The sequence below is a fragment of the Nocardia sp. NPDC051981 genome, from assembly GCF_040680715.1.
Lineage (GTDB): Bacteria > Actinomycetota > Actinomycetes > Mycobacteriales > Mycobacteriaceae > Nocardia.
Map to the genome: position 1 here is coordinate 34,911 of NZ_JBFAXK010000018.1, position 19,458 is coordinate 54,368.

General features: G+C 68.2%; 17 protein-coding genes and 1 pseudogene. 10 read left to right on the forward strand and 8 right to left on the reverse strand.

Translation table 11 applies throughout. The features are described from left to right. The first annotated feature begins 38 nt into the window (after nt 1–38). The 4 genes from AB0L60_RS27510 to idi all read left to right on the forward strand — a co-directional run bounded on the left by AB0L60_RS27510 (nt 39) and on the right by idi (nt 4,929). Nucleotides 39–1,445: a family 2B encapsulin nanocompartment shell protein gene (locus AB0L60_RS27510; RefSeq protein WP_364619285.1), complete on the forward strand. Its 1,407-nt coding sequence runs from the start codon at nt 39–41 to the stop codon at nt 1,443–1,445. Nucleotides 1,446–1,460: 15 nt separating this feature from the next. After that, entirely contained in the window at nt 1,461–3,425 is a 1,965-nt protein-coding gene (locus tag AB0L60_RS27515; protein WP_364619288.1) for a family 2 encapsulin nanocompartment cargo protein terpene cyclase, read from the forward strand. Between the two features lie 68 nt (nt 3,426–3,493). Then, the gene (locus tag AB0L60_RS27520; protein ID WP_364619291.1) at nt 3,494–4,366 is read left to right on the forward strand and encodes a geranyl diphosphate 2-C-methyltransferase; all 873 of its coding nucleotides are present in this window, start codon (nt 3,494–3,496) and stop codon (nt 4,364–4,366) included. Then, nucleotides 4,363–4,929, forward strand: coding sequence for an isopentenyl-diphosphate Delta-isomerase (idi, locus tag AB0L60_RS27525; RefSeq protein ID WP_364619294.1), 567 nt, complete (start codon nt 4,363–4,365; stop codon nt 4,927–4,929). The genes AB0L60_RS27520 and idi overlap by 4 nt, the downstream gene beginning before the upstream one ends. A 39-nt stretch (nt 4,930–4,968) precedes the next feature. Here the strand turns inward: idi and AB0L60_RS27530 are convergent, their stop codons facing one another. From AB0L60_RS27530 to AB0L60_RS27540, 3 genes are all read right to left on the reverse strand, one after another. Continuing rightward, the gene (locus tag AB0L60_RS27530; RefSeq protein WP_364619296.1) at nt 4,969–6,240 is read right to left on the reverse strand and encodes a globin domain-containing protein; all 1,272 of its coding nucleotides are present in this window, start codon (nt 6,238–6,240) and stop codon (nt 4,969–4,971) included. 8 nt (nt 6,241–6,248) lie between these two features. Continuing rightward, on the reverse strand, nt 6,249–6,707 hold the full coding sequence (locus AB0L60_RS27535; RefSeq protein WP_364619300.1) for an Rrf2 family transcriptional regulator: 459 nt from the start codon (nt 6,705–6,707) through the stop codon (nt 6,249–6,251). A 168-nt stretch (nt 6,708–6,875) separates the two neighbouring features. Further along, the gene (locus AB0L60_RS27540; RefSeq protein ID WP_364619303.1) at nt 6,876–8,366 is read right to left on the reverse strand and encodes an NCS1 family nucleobase:cation symporter-1; all 1,491 of its coding nucleotides are present in this window, start codon (nt 8,364–8,366) and stop codon (nt 6,876–6,878) included. A gap of 141 nt (nt 8,367–8,507) precedes the next feature. On the opposite strand from AB0L60_RS27540, the gene ilvA reads away from it, so the two are divergent. Further along, entirely contained in the window at nt 8,508–9,731 is a 1,224-nt protein-coding gene (ilvA, locus tag AB0L60_RS27545) for a threonine ammonia-lyase (protein ID WP_364619306.1), read from the forward strand. A 27-nt stretch (nt 9,732–9,758) separates the two neighbouring features. On the opposite strand, the gene AB0L60_RS27550 is transcribed toward ilvA, so the two are convergent. From AB0L60_RS27550 to AB0L60_RS27560, 3 genes and pseudogenes are all read right to left on the reverse strand, one after another. Beyond that, nucleotides 9,759–10,082: a multidrug efflux SMR transporter gene (locus AB0L60_RS27550; protein ID WP_364619309.1), complete on the reverse strand. Its 324-nt coding sequence runs from the start codon at nt 10,080–10,082 to the stop codon at nt 9,759–9,761. A gap of 20 nt (nt 10,083–10,102) precedes the next feature. After that, nucleotides 10,103–10,252 (reverse strand): annotated as a pseudogene (locus AB0L60_RS27555) (helix-turn-helix transcriptional regulator); the annotation flags it as partial. A 124-nt stretch (nt 10,253–10,376) separates the two neighbouring features. After that, nucleotides 10,377–13,295: a LuxR C-terminal-related transcriptional regulator gene (locus AB0L60_RS27560; protein ID WP_364619312.1), complete on the reverse strand. Its 2,919-nt coding sequence runs from the start codon at nt 13,293–13,295 to the stop codon at nt 10,377–10,379. Between the two features lie 189 nt (nt 13,296–13,484). On the opposite strand from AB0L60_RS27560, the gene AB0L60_RS27565 reads away from it, so the two are divergent. The 5 genes from AB0L60_RS27565 (at nt 13,485) to AB0L60_RS27585 (ending at nt 17,031) form a co-directional block, all read left to right on the forward strand. Beyond that, nucleotides 13,485–13,832 (forward strand): VOC family protein, encoded by a 348-nt coding sequence (locus tag AB0L60_RS27565; protein ID WP_364619314.1) that lies wholly within the window; start codon nt 13,485–13,487, stop codon nt 13,830–13,832. Between the two features lie 49 nt (nt 13,833–13,881). Next, entirely contained in the window at nt 13,882–14,352 is a 471-nt protein-coding gene (locus AB0L60_RS27570) for a DUF1801 domain-containing protein (RefSeq protein WP_364619317.1), read from the forward strand. Nucleotides 14,353–14,426: 74 nt separating this feature from the next. After that, nucleotides 14,427–14,717, forward strand: coding sequence for an HNH endonuclease signature motif containing protein (locus tag AB0L60_RS27575; RefSeq protein ID WP_364619320.1), 291 nt, complete (start codon nt 14,427–14,429; stop codon nt 14,715–14,717). 230 nt (nt 14,718–14,947) lie between these two features. After that, entirely contained in the window at nt 14,948–16,666 is a 1,719-nt protein-coding gene (locus tag AB0L60_RS27580; protein ID WP_364619323.1) for a hypothetical protein, read from the forward strand. Nucleotides 16,667–16,848: 182 nt separating this feature from the next. Next, a complete protein-coding gene (locus AB0L60_RS27585) occupies nt 16,849–17,031 on the forward strand; it encodes a hypothetical protein (protein ID WP_354848491.1) in 183 nt (60 codons plus the stop codon). Between the two features lie 60 nt (nt 17,032–17,091). Here the strand turns inward: AB0L60_RS27585 and argH are convergent, their stop codons facing one another. Both argH and AB0L60_RS27595 read right to left on the reverse strand, forming a co-directional pair. Further along, on the reverse strand, nt 17,092–18,513 hold the full coding sequence (gene argH / locus AB0L60_RS27590; protein WP_364619327.1) for an argininosuccinate lyase: 1,422 nt from the start codon (nt 18,511–18,513) through the stop codon (nt 17,092–17,094). Continuing rightward, entirely contained in the window at nt 18,510–19,427 is a 918-nt protein-coding gene (locus AB0L60_RS27595) for a class I SAM-dependent methyltransferase (RefSeq protein ID WP_364619330.1), read from the reverse strand. Before AB0L60_RS27595 ends, argH begins: the two co-directional genes overlap by 4 nt. Nucleotides 19,428–19,458: the final 31 nt, after the last annotated feature.

The following is a 19,458-nucleotide window of genomic DNA, read 5'->3' on the forward strand; positions in this document are numbered from 1 at the left end:
ATTCCGTCGCGGTGGCCCTTCGAGGTGAGGACCGCAGCATGACCATCGAAATGCCCCTTCAGACCGAAAACGGCCAGCGCAAGTCCCTCAGTACCGCTGCCGCCCACCAGCTGGCACACACCACCAAATCCGAACCGCAGATGCAGGGCATCAGCTCCCGCTGGCTGACCCGTTCGCTGCCGTGGAGCCAGGTGAAGGGCGGTATCTACCGCGTCAACCGGCGCCTCACGCACACCGTCGGCAACGGCGAGGTGGAGTACGTGATCAACGGCCCGCACGCCCGGGTCATCCCGCTCGAACTGCAGGAGCTGCCGCAGCTGCGCGGCTTCGCGGACGAGGAGATCCTGGCCACCGTGGCCGGCCGCTTCGAACAGCGGGATCTGCCCGCCGGCACCGTGGTCGCCGAGTTCGGCAACCCCATGGACCAGGTGCTGCTGATCGTGCACGGCAAGCTCTCGAAGATCGGCGCGGGCGAGTACGGCGAGACCACCAAGCTGGGCATGCTGGGTGGCGGCGACTACTTCGGCGATCAGACCCTCACCGATCCGGACGCCATCTGGCCGGTCACCATCAAGACGGTCACGCCCACCACCATGCTGGTGCTCGCCCGCTCCACCGTGAACCAGCTGACCGAGAACATTCCGGCACTGGCGGAACACCTTTCCGCCGTGGCGCAGGCCCCGGCGCTGCCGCAGAACAAGTACGGCGAGGCCGAGATCGTGATCTCCTCCGGCCACTCCGGGGAGCCGATGCTCGAGGGCACCTACGTCGACTACGACGATCAGCCCCGCGAGTACGAACTCAGCCTGGCCCAGTCGGTGCTGCGCGTGCACACCCGCGTCGCGGACCTGTTCAACGACCCGATGGATCAGATCGAGCAGCAGCTGCGCCTGACCATCGAGGCACTCTACGAGCGCCGCGAGTACGACCTGGTCAACAATCCGGACTTCGGTCTGCTCAACAACTGCGACCTGAAACAGCGCATCTACACCGAGTCCGGCGCGCCCACTCCGGACGATATGGACGAGCTGCTCTCCATGCGCCGCAGCACCAAACTGTTCCTGGCGCACCCCAAGGCAATTGCCGCGTTCGGGCGCGAATGCTCCAAGCGCGGAATCTATCCCGACCCGGTGGAGGTGGACGGTCACCGCGTGCCCGCCTGGCGCGGGGTGCCGATCTTCCCGTGCGGCAAGATCCCGGTCAGCGATACCCAGACCACGTCGATTCTCGCCATGCGCACCGGCGAGAAGGACCAGGGCGTGATCGGCTTGCACCAGACCGGAATTCCGGACGAGTACGAGCCCAGCCTGAACGTCCGGTTCAAGGGCATCGACGATCAGTCGATCATCTCCTACCTGGTCAGCTGCTACTACTCGGCCGCCGTCCTGGTCCCCGACGCGCTCGGCATTCTCGACAATGTGCTGGTCGCCCGTCAGTCCGACTGAGCGAGGTGTCCTGTCATGTCGGTGCTCTCACGCGCCGCGGCCCCGCCTGCCACCCATGAGGTGGCGGCGGCCGTCGCTGCCCTGCTGACCAACCTCGACACCACCGCACCCCAAACCCTGCTCGCGGCAACCGAAGCCCGCTCTGCCCTGGAAGCCATTGCGGCTCTCGGTGATGATCCCCGCCTCGGCGCCTCCGACGCCTCCGACGCCGCCGAGGCGCACTCCCCCCGACGGCTGCTCGGCCCCTCCGGCCTCGGGGCCCCGAGCCTCCGCGTGAACCTACCCAACCCCCAGGTGATCACGGAGCTCGCGGGACAGGCATCGCGTCCGCCGTCGCCCGCCGGCGGCGCGGTGCCGACCCCCAGACCCCCGACCTCTCCACTCGCCCAACCCCTCCGTCCCATCCCCCGCACCCTGGGCTCCGGCCGCCTGCCCTCCCCACCGGCCGAAACCCATGCAGCGGAACAGATCTCGCCCGCCCCGACGGCGCGGCGGGTTGCGAACGGCCCCACCGGAATCGGGACGACCCCGGCATTTCGCCGAGGCGGGGTGTCCGGTGGCTCCACACCGGTCGCGCCGACTTCGCCTGCGGCACGGTCGGACACCGTGGTCCGGGCCGATGCGGTGGCTCCGGCCGTCGCCACCTCGATAGCCGCCGCTCCGGACGGTGTCGGTCCCGCCGATGCGGCGACGATCATGCCGGCGCCCGAACGGTCCGCCGGGCAGATCGCGGATGCCGTTCGGGCGGTTCCGACTTCGGTGGCGGCTCGGCCCGGCGCTCCCGAGGTAGATCCCGGGCAGACCCTCGATCCGGTGTGGGACCTCGGGTCGATCACCGAGCTGGCCCGTGGGATCCCGGGCTCAACGGCGGTCGAGCCGGGTACCACCATGTCGGCCGGGGTATCGGAGGCCGCGAGTTCCACTCGGAACAAGCGGGTTTCGCATGGCCCGAGTGGCATCGGGACCGGATCGGTGCGGCGGGCGCAGGGGGCGGCGGCTATTCCGGCGCTCTACTGTCCGCCGCCGGTGCGGGACAATCCGGCGCTGGCGGAGGCGGTGAATTTCGGGATCATCACCTGGGCCGAGGAGATCGGGCTGTACGAGGGGCGGCTGGATGATCTGCGGAAGGCCGACTTCGGGCGGCTGATCATGCTGGCGCATCCGGATTGCGATGATGCGGATCGCTTGCTGGCGGCGGCCAAGTGCGCGGTGTCGGAGTGGTCGGTGGACGACTACTACTGCGAGGAGGACGCCAGCGATATCGCGCCGGACGGCAGCAGGTCCACCGCGGAGGCCGAACTCGGGCCGCGGCTCGAATTGGCCGCCGCCGCCATGGATCCCGTGCACCTGCCAGCGCGGTACCAGGTCAAGGTGGAGGAGGCCATGCAGAGCGATCCGATTCTGCGGGCATTCCGGACCTCCTTCGAGCACCTGTCGCGATTCGCCACCCAGACCCAGGTGGCGCGGCTGCGCACGGAGATCGCGGGCTGGTTCATCGCGCTGGGCGCCGAGGCGGGGTGGCGCGCGGCGGGCCGCATGCCGCCGGTCTGGGAATACCTGCTCAACCGGCAACCGCACAGCTTCCTGCCCTGCATGGCCCCGATCGACGCGGTCGGCGGCTACGAGGTGCCGGCCGCGGAGTACACCGATCCGCGGGTGCGGCGGGTGGTCACCACCGCCGCGCTGGCCAGCCAGATGGTCAACGACCTCTACTCCATGGCGCGCGAAGACCTCTCCGGCGGACGGGAATTCAATCTCCCCACCGTGCTCGCCGCCGAGGAGCAGTGCTCGCGCCGCCAGGCTGTCCAGCGCACCGCGGAGGTCCACGACGAACTGGTGCACCGCTTCGAGGCCGAGGCGGGCGCCCTCGCCGCCGCCGGTTCCCCGGAGCTGCGCCGCTTCCTGACCGGTCTGTGGGCCTGGATGGGCGGCAACCGGGCCTGGCACGCGGACAGCCGCCGCTACAACGAAACCCCGTGATTCACCTCACCCTTCGACGCGCGCAGTACTTCCAGCGTCATATCACCCATTCGAGAGGATGACCTGCCATGACCGCGCTCCACCCCCGGCCGGATGCCGTGCTGAAGACCGAGTACCAGAAGTCGGTCGCGTCCTACTGGAACAACAATCCCAATGACGATCGCGTCAACACCAAGCTCGGCGAGGTGGACGGGCTCTATCACCATCACTACGGCATCGGCGAGCCGGACCTGTCGGTCCTGGAAGGCCCCGAGGAGACCCGGCAGGAACGGATCGTCAAGGAACTGCACCGCCTGGAGACCGCGCAGGCCGACGTCCTGCTCGACCAACTCGGCGACGTCCGCCCCGGCGACCGGCTCATGGACGGCGGGTCCGGCCGCGGCGGCACCAGCTTCATGGCGAACCAACGCTTCGGCTGCGAAGTGGACGGCGTCACGATCTCCGAGTACCAGGTGGGTTTCGCCAATGAGCAGGCCCGCGAGCGCGGCGTCGCCGACAAGGTGCGCTTCCACTTCAAGAACATGCTCGACACCGGTTTCGACTCCGGCTCCCGGCGCGGCATCTGGACCAATGAAACCACCATGTACGTGGACCTTTTCGAGCTGTTCGCGGAGTTCTCCCGCCTGCTCGAGCCGGGCGGCCGCTACGTCTGCATCACCGGGTGCTCCAATGACGTGTTCGGCGCCCGCTCGGCCTCGGTGAGCTGGATCGATGCCCACTACGGCTGCAATATCCATCCGCGCAGCCGCTACTTCCAGGCGCTGGCCGCCAACGGCCTGGTCCCCATCGCGGTCACCGACCTCACCCCCGCGACCATCCCGTACTGGGAGCTGCGCACCCGGTCCGAACTCGCGACCGGCGTCGAGAAACCCTTCCTGACCTCGTACAAGGAGGGCAGCTTCCAGTACCTGATGATCACCGCCGATAAGGTGGTTAGGTGACCGGCACCCTCGACGCATCCGACACCACCCCGGTGGTGGACCGTGAGACCCTGCTCGTCGAACTGGTCGACGAGCAGGGCCGGGCGCAGGGTTCGCTGTCGGTGGCAGCCGCCCACACCGCGCCCGGGCGGCTGCATCGGGCCTTCTCGGTGCTGCTGTTCGACGCCGCCGGGCGGGTGCTGCTGCAGCAGCGGGCGAGCGTGAAGACGCGCTTCCCGCTGCTGTGGACCAACACCTGCTGCGGGCATCCGGCGCCGGGACAGGCGGTGGTGGAGGCGGCCGCCAAGCGGCTGCAGGAGGAACTCGGCATCACCGCCGAGCTGTCCGAGGCCGGCACCTTCACCTACCAGGCCACCGATCCGAATACCGGCCGCGTCGAGTTCGAATTCGATCACGTCCTGATCGGACGGCTGGAAGACACCGCGCCGCACCCGAATCCGGACGAGGTCGCCGATACCGCGTGGATCCGGCCGGACACCCTCGCCGAGAACGTGGCGGCGGAACCCGCGCGCTACACCCCGTGGCTGAGCGGAGTGCTGCGGATCATCGCGGCGACCGGCTAGCCGGTCGATCGCGGCCAGGGGGTCGATCGCCGCCCGCGGTCAGGCGAGGGCGGGCTGCTGATCGGCGTCGAGCAACCAGTCGTTCGGCGCGAAGAGCTCGAAATGGACTCGGTCCGAGGGGATTCCGGCGGACATGAGCTGGGCGCGGACATACTGCAGAAAGCCGGTGCCACCACACAGGTAGTAGTCCGCGTCCTCGGGCAGATCGATCTGGGTCACGTCCAGCAGCCCGTGGCCGTCGGCCTCGTACCAGGCGCGGAAGTACACGTCCGCCAGCCGGTGGGCGAGCTCGTCGACCGTCTCGCGCAGAGGGTGCGCGGTGGTGGAGCGGTCGGCGTGCAGGATGACTGTCCGGCGCGTGGGGGTTTCGGCCGCCAGGTATTCCAGGATTCCCGCCATCGGGGTGACGCCGATGCCCGCGGAGATGAGCACCACCGGCGTGGTGGCCTCGGTGTCGATGGTGAGATCGCCGAAGGGCAGCGTGATTTCGAGGGTGTCGCCCGCGCCGACGGTGTCGTGCAGCCAGTTCGAGACCTCACCGGCCGGCGTGTCCGCGTCGGCGAGCACCCTCCGCACGGTGAAGGCGAGCCGGCCGTCGCCGCCGCGATTGATCAGGCTGTACTGACGCAGCTGGCGGGCGCCGTCGGGCAGCCGCGCGCCGACCGAGATGTACTGTCCCGGAATGAATCCCGGCAGCGGTTCGGACGGATCGGCGGACTCGACCACGAAGGTGGACACGCCCGACGGGTCGTCGATGCGCTGCACCACCCGGGTCTCGCGGAACACGTCGCCGGGCGCGACGCCCGCGGCGTCGTAGAGCTCCCGCTCGAAATCGATGAGCGTGGTGGCCATCAGCCAGTACACGCGATCCCAGGCCCCGGCGATCTCCGGGGTCACCACGTCCGCGCCCAGCACCTCGACGATGGCGGCGAACAGATGCTCGTGGACGATGCGGTATTCGGGCTCGGTGACGCCCAGCGAGGCGTGCTTGTGGCCGATACGGGCCAGCAGTTCCCGCGGGTGCGGCAGGCCGGGGTCGACGAGGTGGGTGGCGAACACGGCGATGGAGGCGGCGAGCGCCTTCTGCTGTGCGCCCTGATGCTGGTTGCCGCGGTTGAAGCGGTCGCGCAGCAGCTCGGGGTGAGCGGTGAACATCTTGGTGTAGAACAGCGGGGTGATCTGGTCGATGTGCGCGGCCACCAGGGGCAGGGTCGCGCGAATCACCTCGGCGTGCTCGGCCCCAAGACCTTGGATAGTGGATTCAGCCAGCTCGGGGACGGTCTGCAGCGTGGAATCCGGCGCGAGCCTCATGAGGTCTCCTAGGTGTCGATGAGTGAAGCCGCCGGGAATACCGGCATATACAGCAGCTCCACGGTGCGCTGATCCACCAGATCGGACAGGACGTACCGATCGAGCTCGGCGTAGAAGGCGTTCTGCGCGGTGGCGAGGACGCCCCGCAAACGGCACGCATTCGCCAATGGGCACGGATTGTCGCCGCTGCACTCGATGACTTCGCTATCACATTCGAGTTGCCGAACAATAGTGCCGATGGTGGTTTTTTTACCCGCCTCGGTCAGGAAGATACCGCCGGTGCGTCCGCGCTGGGACTCGACATAGCCCAGTTCGGCGAGCCGGGAGACGGCTTTGGCAACGTAGTTTTCGGAAGCATTCACCTGTCGCGCAATGAGTTTGACGGTGACCCTTTCCTCGGCATCACTGCTGACCGCCAGGCGCATGAGCGACCGCAGGCCGAGATCGGTGAACCGGGAGAGCTGCATGAGCCCAACGGTACTTATTCCGATTGAGAAAAGTAGGTTTTCCTGCTGTGCGCTTTAATACGCTAATCCGTGCGGAATATGTTACGCCGGACACACTTTCAGGAGACGGTCTATAACTTGTCCAGCAAATCCCTGGCAGCGACCCGCATCGCTGCCAGGGATATCCCCTCAGGCTTCGGCCATGAGCGTCGTGCGTGTGGCCAGCGCGTAGTAGATGACCAGCGCCAGACCGCATCCGATGAACCAGCTGTACTGGGCCGCGGTGTGCATGCCGTAGACGTCCTTGGCCAGCACCGGGAACACCGCCGCGATGGCGCCGATCACGGTGGCGATCACCGCGACCGGATTGAACCCGTTGCGGTACCAGTACTTTCCGCGCTCGGCCATGGTGAACAGGTCGTCCACCACGATGGTCCGCTTGCGCACCAGGTAGTAGTCGGCGATGAGCACCCCGAACAGCGGGCCGATGAACGCACCCAGCACCTCGAGGGTGTAGTGGATGACGTCCGGGTTGTTGTACAGGTTCCACGGCGTGATCAGCACCGAACCGACCGCGGCGATCATCCCGCCCATGCGCCAGCTGATCTTCTGCGGGCTCACGTGCGAGAAGTCGAAGGCCGGGGAGATGAAGTTGGCGACGATATTGATGCCGACGGTGGCGATGGTGAAGGTCAGCGCGCCCAGCACGATGGCGAAGGTGGAGTCGATGCGCGAAACGGTCTCGACCGGATCGGTGATGAGTTCGCCGTACACCGGGATGGTCAGCGACGCGGTGATCACCACCAGCAGCGAGAACGCCAGGAAGTTGACCGGCAGCCCGAGCAGGTTGCCGCGCTTCACCGCCGCCATGGACTTGCTGTAACGGGAGAAGTCACCGAAGTTCAGCATCGGCCCGCAGAAGTAGGACACCACCAGCGCGATCGCGCCCAGGACCACGGGCAACGCGTCCCAGCCGTGGTACTTCACCGCGCCCGGCTGCAGGTCGATGGCGCTCCAGCCGGCCTTGTAGATCAGGTACCCGCACAGGAGGAACATGACGACATACACGGCGGGACCGCAGAAGTCGATGAACTTGCGGATGGACTCCATGCCCTGCCAGAACACGGCCGCCTGCACCACCCACAGCACCAGGTAGGCGCACCAGCCCAGCAGCGACAGGCCGAGGAAACCGTAGTCACCGGACTTCGCGTACGGCGCGAGGCTCGGGAAGAGCTTGACCGCCACCACGATCAGCGCCGCCGAGGCCAGGTAGGTCTGAATCCCGTACCAGGCCACCGCGATCAGGCCGCGGATGATGGCCGGGATGTTCGCGCCCTTCACGCCGAAGGCGCTGCGGCACATGACCGGATACGGCACGCCCGCCCGCTGGCTGGGCGCGGCCACCAGATTGCACAGGAAATATACGATCGTGATACCGATGAGCAGGGCGGCCAGCACCTGCCAGCCGGCCAGGCCGAGGGCGAAAAGGCTGCCCGCCGTGACGTATCCGCCGACGCTGTGCACATCCGACATCCAGAAGGCGAAGATGTGGTACGAGCCCCAGGTCTGTTTCTTCAGGGGGGCGAGATCGTCATTGGTGAGCCTGGGGTCGTAATCTGGAGCGGGTGTCGCCGCGGCGGGCTCCGCGCCCGCCGACGCGGGGGTGACGATGTCGGTCATGGGGTGTATCCGATCCGAAAGCCGATGATGGTGGGCTCAAGGTAGGAACGAGCCGTTCCCCGTGGATTGCTTTTCGGTTTCCGGGTTATTGCGTGATCCATATATCTTTCGCGAACGACAGGCACGTGAATACCTGGCAACATGGCCCGCATGGAGCTCATGGCGCGGATCGAAGCGGCGGCGACCCTGCTGACACCGGTAATCCGGCGGACTCCCGTGGTGGCCTCACGGGTGCTGTCGGAGCGCATCGGGCACGACGTCTGGCTGAAGTGCGAGAACCTGCAGCGCACCGGATCGTTCAAGCCGCGCGGCGCCTACAACCGGATCGCCAATCTGTCCGCGGCCGAGCGGGCGCACGGGGTGGTGGCGGCCAGCGCGGGCAATCACGCGCAGGGGGTCGCGTGGGCGGCGACCTCGCTCGGGATCGATGCCACGGTATTCATGCCGGTGGGTGCGGCGCTGCCGAAACTGGTGGCCACCAGGGCCTACGGCGCGACCGTGCACCAGGTGGGTGACACCATCGACCAATCGCTCTCCGCCGCACGGGATTTCGCGGAGCGCACCGGAGCGACGCTGGTGCACCCGTTCGATCACATCGACATCGTGGCCGGGCAGGCGACGGTCGGGCTCGAAATCCTCGATCAGCTGCCGGATGTCGGCACGGTGCTGGTGCCGACGGGGGGTGGCGGCCTGCTCGCGGGGGTGGCCGCGGCGGCGCAGCGGCTGCGGCCGCAGGTCCGGGTGATCGGTGTGCAGGCCGCCGAGGCCGCCGCCTGGCCCGCCTCGCTCGCGGCCGGGAAGCCGGTGGCGTTGGAACAGATGTCCACCATGGCCGACGGCATCGCGGTGGGCCGGCCCGGTGAGGTGCCGTTCGAGCACATCGTGAACAGCGCGCCCACCATCGTCACCGTCGACGAGGACGCGCTGTCCAAGGCGCTGCTGCTGTGCATGGAGCGGGCCAAGCTGATCGTCGAGCCCGCGGGCGCGGCGGGCGTCGCGGCGCTGATGGCCTGCAGCCCAGCCGAACTCACGCTGGAGGGCCCGGTCTGCGCCATCCTCTCCGGCGGCAATATCGACCCGCTGCTGCTGACCCGCGTGATCGGCCACGGCCTCAGCGCCGCCGGCCGCTACCTCGCCGCCCGCGTCACCATCTCGGACCGTCCCGGCAGCCTGTCCCGCCTGCTCGCCGAGCTCGGCCGCACTGGCGCCAGCGTCCTGGACGTGGTCCACTCCCGCACCGGCGCCTGGCTCGCCATCGACGAGGTCGAGGTGCTGCTCACCCTCGAAACCCGCGGCCCCGCCCACCGCGACGAGATGCTCACCGCCCTCGCGGACGCCGGATACCTTGTGCGCGTGCAGGATTGACGACAGCGGGGGCCGCACCACCCACGGTCAGTGCGCCCCACCGAGTTCCAGCGCCAGCACCCCCGCGATCACCAGCGCGATCCCCCCGATCTGCACCGCCGTGATCCCCTCGTTCAGGAACAACGCCCCGATGGTCGCCACCGCCACCACCCCCACCGCAGACCAGATCCCATACGCCACCCCGATGGCCATCCCCCGCTTCAAAGCCTGCGACAGGAAATAGAACGCCGCCCCGTACCCGATCACCACGATGATCGAAGGAACCAGCCTGCTGAACCCCTCCGAGATCTTCAGCGAAACAGTCGCCGTCACCTCACACACAATCGCCAACGCCAGCAACAACAAAGTCATACCCGCACAGTAACCACCCTTCACTCCGCGCCCGGCAACCGATGAAACTCGACGCTCAGCCGCAACTCCAGCGCCTCGGCAAACCGCTCGAGCATCGGAATCGTCGGCATGGTACCCCCGGCCTCGAACCTCGCCACCGCAGATTGCTTCAGCCCGGCCCGATCCGCGAGTTCGGGCTGAGACCGATGCCCGTCTGTTTACCGGGTGGGTTTCCGCGCCTCCACGCTCAGCTGGCGAGGTGCCAGACTACGTCGTGGTCCGGGGCGGCGGAGCAGAGTACGCGCGGCTGAACCGTTAGAGGTGCACGAGTGCGGTCATCGGGGCCACGCCCAGGGTGGTGAGCATGGCGGCGCCCTCGGCGGCCTCTGCGCCACCGGCCAGAATCCGGGTTCGGGCCGACTGGTAGACGCAGCCTGCGGCCTCGAAAGTGGTTGCGGTGGAAAGCAATTGGTCGCGGTCCTTGGCCAGCAGGGCTTCGGCCCGGTCGATGATGGCCGTGGCCACCGGGTTTCCGGTGACCTCGGTCCGCGCTGGTGCGAGATCGCCTGATGTGGTGGTGTTCCCGGTCAGGGCGGCGGCTTCGGCATGCAGGGCTAGGTACCAGGGCAGCCACGCGCCGGTCACCCGGGTGCGAGCCTCGGCCGGGGTCAGTTCGGTGCGTTCCAGCGCGTCCTCCGGCTGGCCGTGGTGCAGCATGAGCAATGCGTCGAAAACGGCCTGGTAGCCATCGGCATCCGTGGCCGGGGTGCCGAGTTGCTGAAGCACGCCGGTCCATTCGCGTTCGGCGTCGTAGTCGTCGCGCAGGCCGTGGATCATGCGTACGCCGGCTACGGCCGCGCCGAGCGCCGCGCGGGCCGGGCGCTCCTCGCGATGCCAGGCTTCGAGGAAGCGCGCGCTATGTGCGAGGACGTCATCGACATTGCCCGCCAACGCATCCGCCACCAGCAGGCGGCTGGTCGCGGTGTGCCCTACCTCGGCCAGCATCGGGTGCTCGGCAAGCTGCCGTCCCCAGCGGCGCGCTCCGGCCAGATCGCCCGCCCCGAGACCGAATTCGGTGGCCTGACCGAGCGCGTCGATCAGTTCGTGGGTACCGGCCGGGTTGTCCGGCGTGGTCGAGAGCAACCGGAGGCGCCGCCGTGCGGTGGCCGCGGCGGCGCGCAATTCCCCGGCGCGGCTCTGAGCGGCGGCGAGAGCATCGAGGGCAGCGGATTCGGCGAACGGGTCCCGGGTGCCGTGCATGAGCTCGACAGCTCGCTCCGCACTCGAAACCACCTCCGGCGCAGGAACATCGGTAACGCACTGCGGCGCACCGAAGGGATTGGCGAGAACGACGGTCTCGGCCAGGGCGATGGCAGCCCGAGCAGCCTCCGCCCGAGCCGGATCAACCGTGACACCCCCGGCCCGAGCGATATCGGTCGGAGTAGCGGAAGCCGGCGCGGTATCCGCACCCGCCGCAACGTCCGACGTTATGTCGGGCGGAGCGGCGGACGTTGGTGCGGTGGCGAGGCGGCGCGCCTCGGCGATGAGTGCGACCAGGTCTTCGCGGGCCGGGATGCGCTCGAACTTGCCCCAGAATCGATAGGCGGATGCCGCGGTCGCCAGGTCGATGGACGCGGCGGCGGAATCCCCGGCGCGCTGGGCGAATTCGGCGGCGGCGTTATGCAGGCGGTACATGTCGTCGCCATTGCCCTGGCAGCCGGCTACGGCCGCGGCGTGCCGCAGCAGTTCCGCGGCGGCGGCCGGGTCGTCGGCGAGGTGGGCGGCCTGCTCGTAGCGCCATTGGGATTCGCCGGTGAGGTGCCGGGTGAACATCAGGGGAGCCAGTAGCCGCGCCAGGCCGTAGGCGTCGCTTCGATGGTCGGGTTGTTCGCAGGCCCAGCCGAGCGCCGCGCGGAAATCGTCTGCGGCGGCATCGAATCGGGCCCGCCAGTCGGCACGCACCACCGAGAGGTCGCCCGCCTCGGCCAGGCACCAGCGCAGATGCCCGGCGCGGGCGTCCGTCACCTCGCCGGCCGCCTCGAGCTGTTCGAGCCCGTACTGCCGGATGGTCTCCAGCGCGCGAAATTGGGTACCGGCCGGCGTATCGGTCACCACAAGCAGGCTCTGTTCGGCCAGTCGCGCCAATCCGGCTGCCACCGCACCCTTGTCGAGGCCCGCCGCGTCGGCCGCCGCCTCGACGGGGAACGAGGTCATGAACACGGAGATCCGCCGCAGCAGCATCCGGTCCTCGGATTCGAGCAAGGCGTGGCTCCAGTCCAGGGCCGCGCGCACCGAGCGATGCCGATCGTCGGCGCGGGCGCCGCCGGCGAGCATGCGCAGCTGATCGTCCAAACCGGCTGCGAGACCGTCCAATCCGAGTGTGGTCCAGCGGGCGGCCGCCAGCTCGATGGCCAGCGCCACGCCGTCGAGGCGTTCGCAGAAGGTAGCGACCTGGTCGCGCATGGCGTGGTTGGGCGGCCAGCCGCCCGCCGCCGCGCGATCCATGAACAGGGCGACCGCGTCCGAATCACCGTCCCCAGCAAGCGACATCGGCGGGACGGTGTACACGCGCTCGAACGGCACCATCAGCCGGGCGCGGCTGGTGGCCAGCACGCTCATCCCCGGGCACGCCGCCAGCAACTGCTCCGCGAAGGGGGCGACGCCGTCCCGCACATGTTCGCAATTGTCCAGCACCAGCAGCGCGTTCCGGTCGGCGAGCGCGGCCAGCACGGCCCGGTCGAAGCCGCGGCCGGGCTGCTCCCCGATGCCGAGCGCCATGGCGACGGTGCCCGCGACCACACACATGTCCGGGCTGGTGATCGGCACCAGGTCGACGAACCACACGCCGTCGGCGAAGTCGGCGGCCACGTCCGCCACCACCGCCAGGGCGAGCCGGGTCTTGCCGACGCCGCCGGGTCCGACCGCGGTCACCTGCCGCTGCGTCTTGATCAGTTCGGCGAGCTCGGCCCGCTCCCCCGTGCGACCGATGAACGAGGTCAACGGTTTCGGCAGCGCCGGCGCGGATCGCGGGCTCGCGGCGCGGGTAGCGGCGGCGCGCAGGGCCAGGGCCCGCCGGTCGGGCATGTCCAGTTTCCGCAGCAGCGAGGACACGTGGCTCTCCACCGTGCGCACCGAGATGAACAGTCGCGCACCGATCTCGGCATTACTGAGGTACTCGCCCACCAGGGTCAGCACTTCCGCCTCGCGAGTGGAGATTTCCGACGTCACAGCCATGAATTCAGTCTGCCGCATCCGCCGCCCGACGACGGCACCGATGGGTTCGGTGTGGCTCTCCGTGGTGGATTCCGTGGTCACCACGGATGTGACCGAGGGGCCCCGGGAGCGAAGCTGAATGCACACCGGGTTCGCAGGAACCAATCGGACCGCAAGGTCGCTTCGGACCCGCACTCACCAGGAGAAATCATGACCACGCTGGGCATCAGGACCGTGCTGCACCCCGTCTCCGACCTCGCCGCCGCGAAGACCGTCTACACCGCGCTGCTGGGCATCGAGCCCCAGACCGACTCGCCCTACTACATCGGTTTCGAGTCCGAGGGCCAGCACATCGGCCTCGTCCCCGCGGGCAGCCCGCAGAGCCCAGCCGCCCCAGTCTCCTACTGGCACGTCGGCGATATCGAGGCCAAGGTCGCCGAGCTCACCGCCGCCGGCGCGACCGTCCAGCAACCCGCACGCGAGGTGGGCAGCGGACGCCTGGTCGCCACCCTCACCGATGGCGACGGCAATGTCCTGGGCCTCATCCAGGACCGTTAACCACTCCCGCACCCAGTCCTCTCCCCCACTCCCGCAAAGGAATCCAGCCATGGCCGCCGAAACCACCACCAAGAAGACCGCCGCCAAGAAGATCACCGTCGGCTTCAGCGCCGAAGAGCGTGCCGCCATGAAAGCCCATGCCGCGGAACTGAAGACCGCCGCCCGCCGGGGCTCCCGCTCCGCCAAGGCCGACGGCGAACAGGACGTCCTGGCCAAGATCGCCGAAATGACCGGCACCGACCGCGAGATCGCCGAACGCCTCCACGCCCTCATCAAATCCGTGGCCCCCGAACTCACCTGCAAGACCTGGTACGGCATGCCCTCCTACATGCGTGACGGCAAGATCGTCTGCTTCTTCCAGACCGCCGCCAAGTTCAAGACCCGCTACGCCGTCCTCGGCTTCAACGACATCGCCAACCTCGACGACGGCGACCTGTGGGCCGTCAACTACGCACTGAAGGCCATGACCCCCGAGACCGAATCCCGCATCACCGACCTCCTGAAGCAGGCCCTGAGTTAGTGCGGCCGAGTCCGGCGTCAACGCCGCCCCGCCCGGCATCTCCCCCGCCGAACTCGCCATCAACACCGGCAAGCATGTGCGCCGCCCACCACGTCACCGACTGGGCCGTCGGCGGACCCACCGACCTGAACAACCTGACGTTGGCATGCGATCACTGCCACGCACTCGTCAACAACAGTCGGGACGGGTGGAAAACAATTGTGATGGGCCAGGATTCACCACACCCCGGACGGTGCGGATGGATCGCACCCAAGCACATCGACCCCACCCAAACCCCACAGATCAGCGAGCGTCATCACGTGGCGGAGCAGCTGGCCGCCAGAATCGAATCCAGTTGCCGGGAGTGGGGTTCACGGGTGGCGTGAGCGCCGAGGCCGGTGTCCCACATGTGTGCGCAGTGACGGGAGATGTAGTTGCCTCGCCCGCCCTGCCGCGCTGGAGCCGACACCCAACCGGGAGCCACACCTCAGCTCCCCGCCCACCAAGTGCACGCACCACCTTTACCGACAACTCCAGACCGCCAACGTCCCCAGCACATGGTTCTTTGACAACTACACAGAGACGATGAACGGCCGAGCCGTAATGGGGCTGGTCGGTGAGGGGGCCTCGCAAGCTCGGCCACCCTCTCTCCCTCCTCCAGGCATCTTTTATCTTTTGTCTCTTCAGCCTTTTGGCTCTATCGTCTTACTGTGATCTTCTTCAATGGAAAGGGCGCCAAGCGCCCCTGCCGGTGATCCCCGGCCAGTGGTCGGCTCCCGAGTTCCCGGATGACCGGACCACTTTTCTCGCTCACGCTCTCAGCCTCACCGCATTACATGGCCCCGGCCCGTGGCCGGACGGTGGCGGTCCGCTCCCAGACGAGCAATCCACCGGCTCGCGATTGCTGAGTTCGACCGTCCTCGACGGAATTCGAACCCATCATCTAGCGGCGTCCGACGAATCTCCACCCATCACCACGCTGATCGACGCGGTCGCGGCCGCGCTCTCGGCACCCGACGCCGAAACCTTGACTGCCCTGCATGATCGGCTCGCGGAGTACCGTGCCCTTGACGTTGCCGATGATCTGATCAAAGAGCTGCGCGCACTCGATCACCCCGCCGAGGATCTGCGCGCCTTGGCACGGTGGCTGGCCGAACATGGCACTCGCCGCAATGCCGTGGCGCTCGGCATCGTCATGCTGGGCGTGGCAGGTGACGCACGCGATCAGGAATTACTGCTACTACTCGGCGCGTTGGAAGACCTGACCCTGTATGCCATTGTCGCCCTGGCCAACTCCCAACCCGAACGAGAGCAGGCAATCCATCGCCTTGCCCAGCGTGTCGACGGCTGGGGTCGCATCCACGCCGTCGAGCGCTTGCGGGGAACCCAGGACCCCGGAATCAAGTCCTGGCTGCTGCGCGGCGGCTTCCGCAATCAGATCCTGAACGAGTACCTCGCCCATCTCGCCGCTACCACAGGTGATCTCTACACCGCGCTGCTCGCACCGGAGGTCGACGACGAACTCCTTCACGGAGCCGCGGGAATCCTCGACGCCCTCGTCGCTTTGCCCGGACCGTGCTCGGACATCCGGCACTACGCGGACGCGCTCCCCTGCCTCGCTCGATTCGGCGAGCTGATCGCCTCCGCACCCCTGAATCTCACCCTCATCGATACCGCCGGGCGGTTGAAGAATCTGCTGAAAGAGCCTCCGCCCGACCACGATTGGCCAGAGGCGGACATCTCACGCCTGCTCGGTCAATACTCCGCCTTGCTGGCCCGCCCCGACTGGTCACGACAGGTCCGGTCGGCACTGGATCAACCCACTGGCGAATCCAACTTCCGCTTGGCGCTCATGTGCTCTGAGGCGGTCGGAATCGACGCGTATCCGCATGCCGTGTCCCGTCTCCGACAACCGCCGCACGATCAGTATGTCTGGTACTGGGCAGCCACCCACACCCCCGAACCCGAATACACCGCCCTCGTGCGACTGGCCGGCCAGGTGCTGCCATTGGACGAGATTGCGGTGGGCCCGGATCCCGAGCGGATTATCGGGAGCTCCGACGGGGAAGGTGCCCTTGACCTCGTCCTGAGCTATATCGGTGATGCCAGCGTGGCAGAGGCCGACGTCCTGCCATTGATTCGGACCGCGCTGCGCGGACAAGGTACGCGACTGCGCCGCATCGGTTTACACGTGTTGAACAGGCTGTACGGTCAGGATCTTCCCACCGGCCCCCGCGCGTGGGTAAGCGAGGCCGCCGCGATCGAACCCTACGACGAGCTGCGCGCGAACTTCACTGACCTGCTGGAACGAACCAAGTCTGCTGACGAGAAATAAATGGGATGCGGCGGATGCGCGCTTGTGGTTACAGTGCCCGGCATGTGGCTGTTCCTGTTCTCCTGAGCGCGCTTCGCCCTTGATGCCCGGCGGTCTGCCGATTCGACCGCGCCTGTGGCATTTCCGATTCCGACCGGCGATCGAACCCGGTCCGTCGGTCACGCATACCTATAGGAGGACTCATGCCCGAGCGCTTTCCGCTGCCCGAAATCCCTGCCGAGGACCCCGCCGAACGCCCGTTGTCGCGGCGCGAACGGCGCGGGAAGGGCGACAAGAAGCAGCAGACCACCGCGAACGGCAAGGTGCACGACGCCGGTCGTGCCGCGGTGCCCGCCGCGAAGCACATGAATTACCGACGCGGATGACGAAGGCGGCCCGTTGGGTTTCCAGGTCGGAAACCCAACGGGCCGTTACCGTTTCGGGTATCAGCTGAGCCAGGCGCGCTGGGTGGCGGCGGTGCCGCGCACCTCCTCGAGCTGCTTGGCGACCTGGGTGCCGGCCGTGCCGCCGCGGGCATTGCGGGAGGCGATGGAGCCTTCGACGGTGAGGACCTCACGAACACCGGGGGTCAGGGCCGGGTCGACGGCGGCGAACTCCGCGTCGGTGAGCTCGTCCAGGCCGACGCCGCGGGACTCGGCGGCGCGGACACAACCGCCCGCGGCCTCGTGCGCGACGCGGAACGGAACACCCTGGCGGACAAGCCATTCGGCGATATCGGTGGCCAGTGTAAAGCCGGCGGGGGCGAGCTCGGCCATGCGGTCGGTGTGGAAGGTCAGGGTGGAGACCAGGCCCGCGATGGCCGGCAGCAGCAGTTCGAGCTGGGCGACCGAGTCGAAGACCGGCTCCTTGTCCTCCTGCAGGTCACGGTTGTAGGCCAGCGGCTGAGCCTTCAGGGTCGCGAGCAGGCCGGTGACATTGCCGATGAGGCGGCCCGCCTTGCCGCGGGTGAGCTCGGAGACGTCCGGGTTCTTCTTCTGCGGCATGATCGAGGAGCCGGTGGACCAGGCGTCGGCCAGGGTGATGTAGCCGAATTCCGGTGTGCTCCAGATGATCACCTCTTCGGCCATCCGACTCAGGTCGACGGCGATCATGGCCAGCACGAACGCGGCCTCGGCGGCGAAGTCGCGCGAGGAGGTGGCGTCGATGGAGTTCGCGGCGGAGGAGTCGAAATTCAGTTCGGCGGCAATGGCTTCCGGATCCAGGCCCAGCGAGGAGCCCGCCAGCGCGCCGGAACCGTACGGCGACACCGCGGCCCGCTTGTCGAAGTCGCGGATCCGGTCGATGTCGCGCAGCAGCGGGTGGGCGTGCGCGAGCAGGTGGTGGGCCAGCAGCACCGGCTGGGCGGCCTGCAGGTGGGTCTTGCCCGGCATCACCGCGTCCGGGTGCGCCGCGGCCTGCTCGACCAGGGCGTCCACCACGTCCAGCACGCCGGAGGCGATCCGCCGCACCGCATCCCGCAGCCACATGCGGAACAGCGTGGCCACCTGGTCGTTGCGGGAGCGGCCCGCGCGCAGCCGGCCACCCAGCTCGGTGCCGACCCGGTCGATGAGCCCGCGCTCCAGCGCGCCGTGCACGTCCTCATCGGATTCGAGGGGCCCGAACGCGCCCGATTCCACATCCGCCGCAAGCTGATCCAGGCCCGCGAGCATGCCCGCCAGGTCGGTCTCCGACAGCAGCCCGGCCTTGTGCAGCACGCGCGCGTGAGCCTTGGAGGCGCGAATGTCGTACGGCGCGAGCGCCCAGTCGAAGTGGGTCGACTTGCTCAGCGCCGCCATCGCCGCGGCCGGGCCGGACGCGAAGCGTCCACCCCACAGCGCGCCTTCATTGGTGCTGCCGCCCTGGGTCATAGCGTGTCGTCTCCTCGCGGTTTCGTCGCGGTCATCAGAATGTGTTGGGTCATGGCGGCCCGGACCGCCTCGGGAACGGCCCGGCCGTGGTCCTCGAGCAGGGCGACCGGGTCGCCCTCGGTGACCAGCCAGCGGTGCATGGCGAACCAGCTGCGGGGGTCCTCGCGGCCCTCCCACGGGTAGAACAGATCTTCCAGGTCCAGCTTCAGCCCGGCATCCGCCATCACCTTGCGGCGCCGCTCCCGGAACTCGTCGTCCAGATCACCGGACCCGGTGCCGAGGTTGATCGCCATCCGGCTGCCCGGCGCGCTGAGTTCCACCACGCGCTCGAGCAGTTGAGTCTGGGCGTGCCCGGGCAGGTAGCGCAGCAGCCCCTCGGCCAGCCAGGCGGTCGGCTGATCCGGTTCGAACCCCTTGTCCAGCAGGGCTTTCGGCCAGTCCTGCCGCAGATCGACCGGCACCTCACGGCGATCGGCCACCGGCTCGTCATCGGCGAGCGCCCGGGCCTTGAACGCCAGCACCTTCGGCTGATCGAGCTCGAAAATCCGGGTGTCCGAGGGCCATTCGAGCCGGTAGGCCCGCGCGTCCAGGCCGGCGGCCAGGATCACGATCTGCCGGATCCCGGCTCGCACGGCCGCGGCGAAATACTCGTCGAAGTAGACGGTGCGGGCCACCAGGACATTGCCCAACGACCAGGCCTGGTAGTCGCCGTCGCTGATGCTCCGGCGGCTCAGCGCCCCGGACATCATGGCGTTCCAGCCCTCGGACCCGACCGCGGTCACCAGCTTCGCCGCGTACGGGTCGTGGAACAGGGCGTCCTCGCGGCTGGTCTCGTAGGCGCGAATGGCCGACACGCCGATGGCGGTCGCGCCCACGCTCTCCGTGATGTCCCAACTGTCGTCATCGGTTCGCATGGGCGCGTCTCCTTAGGCCGGCGCTCGAGTC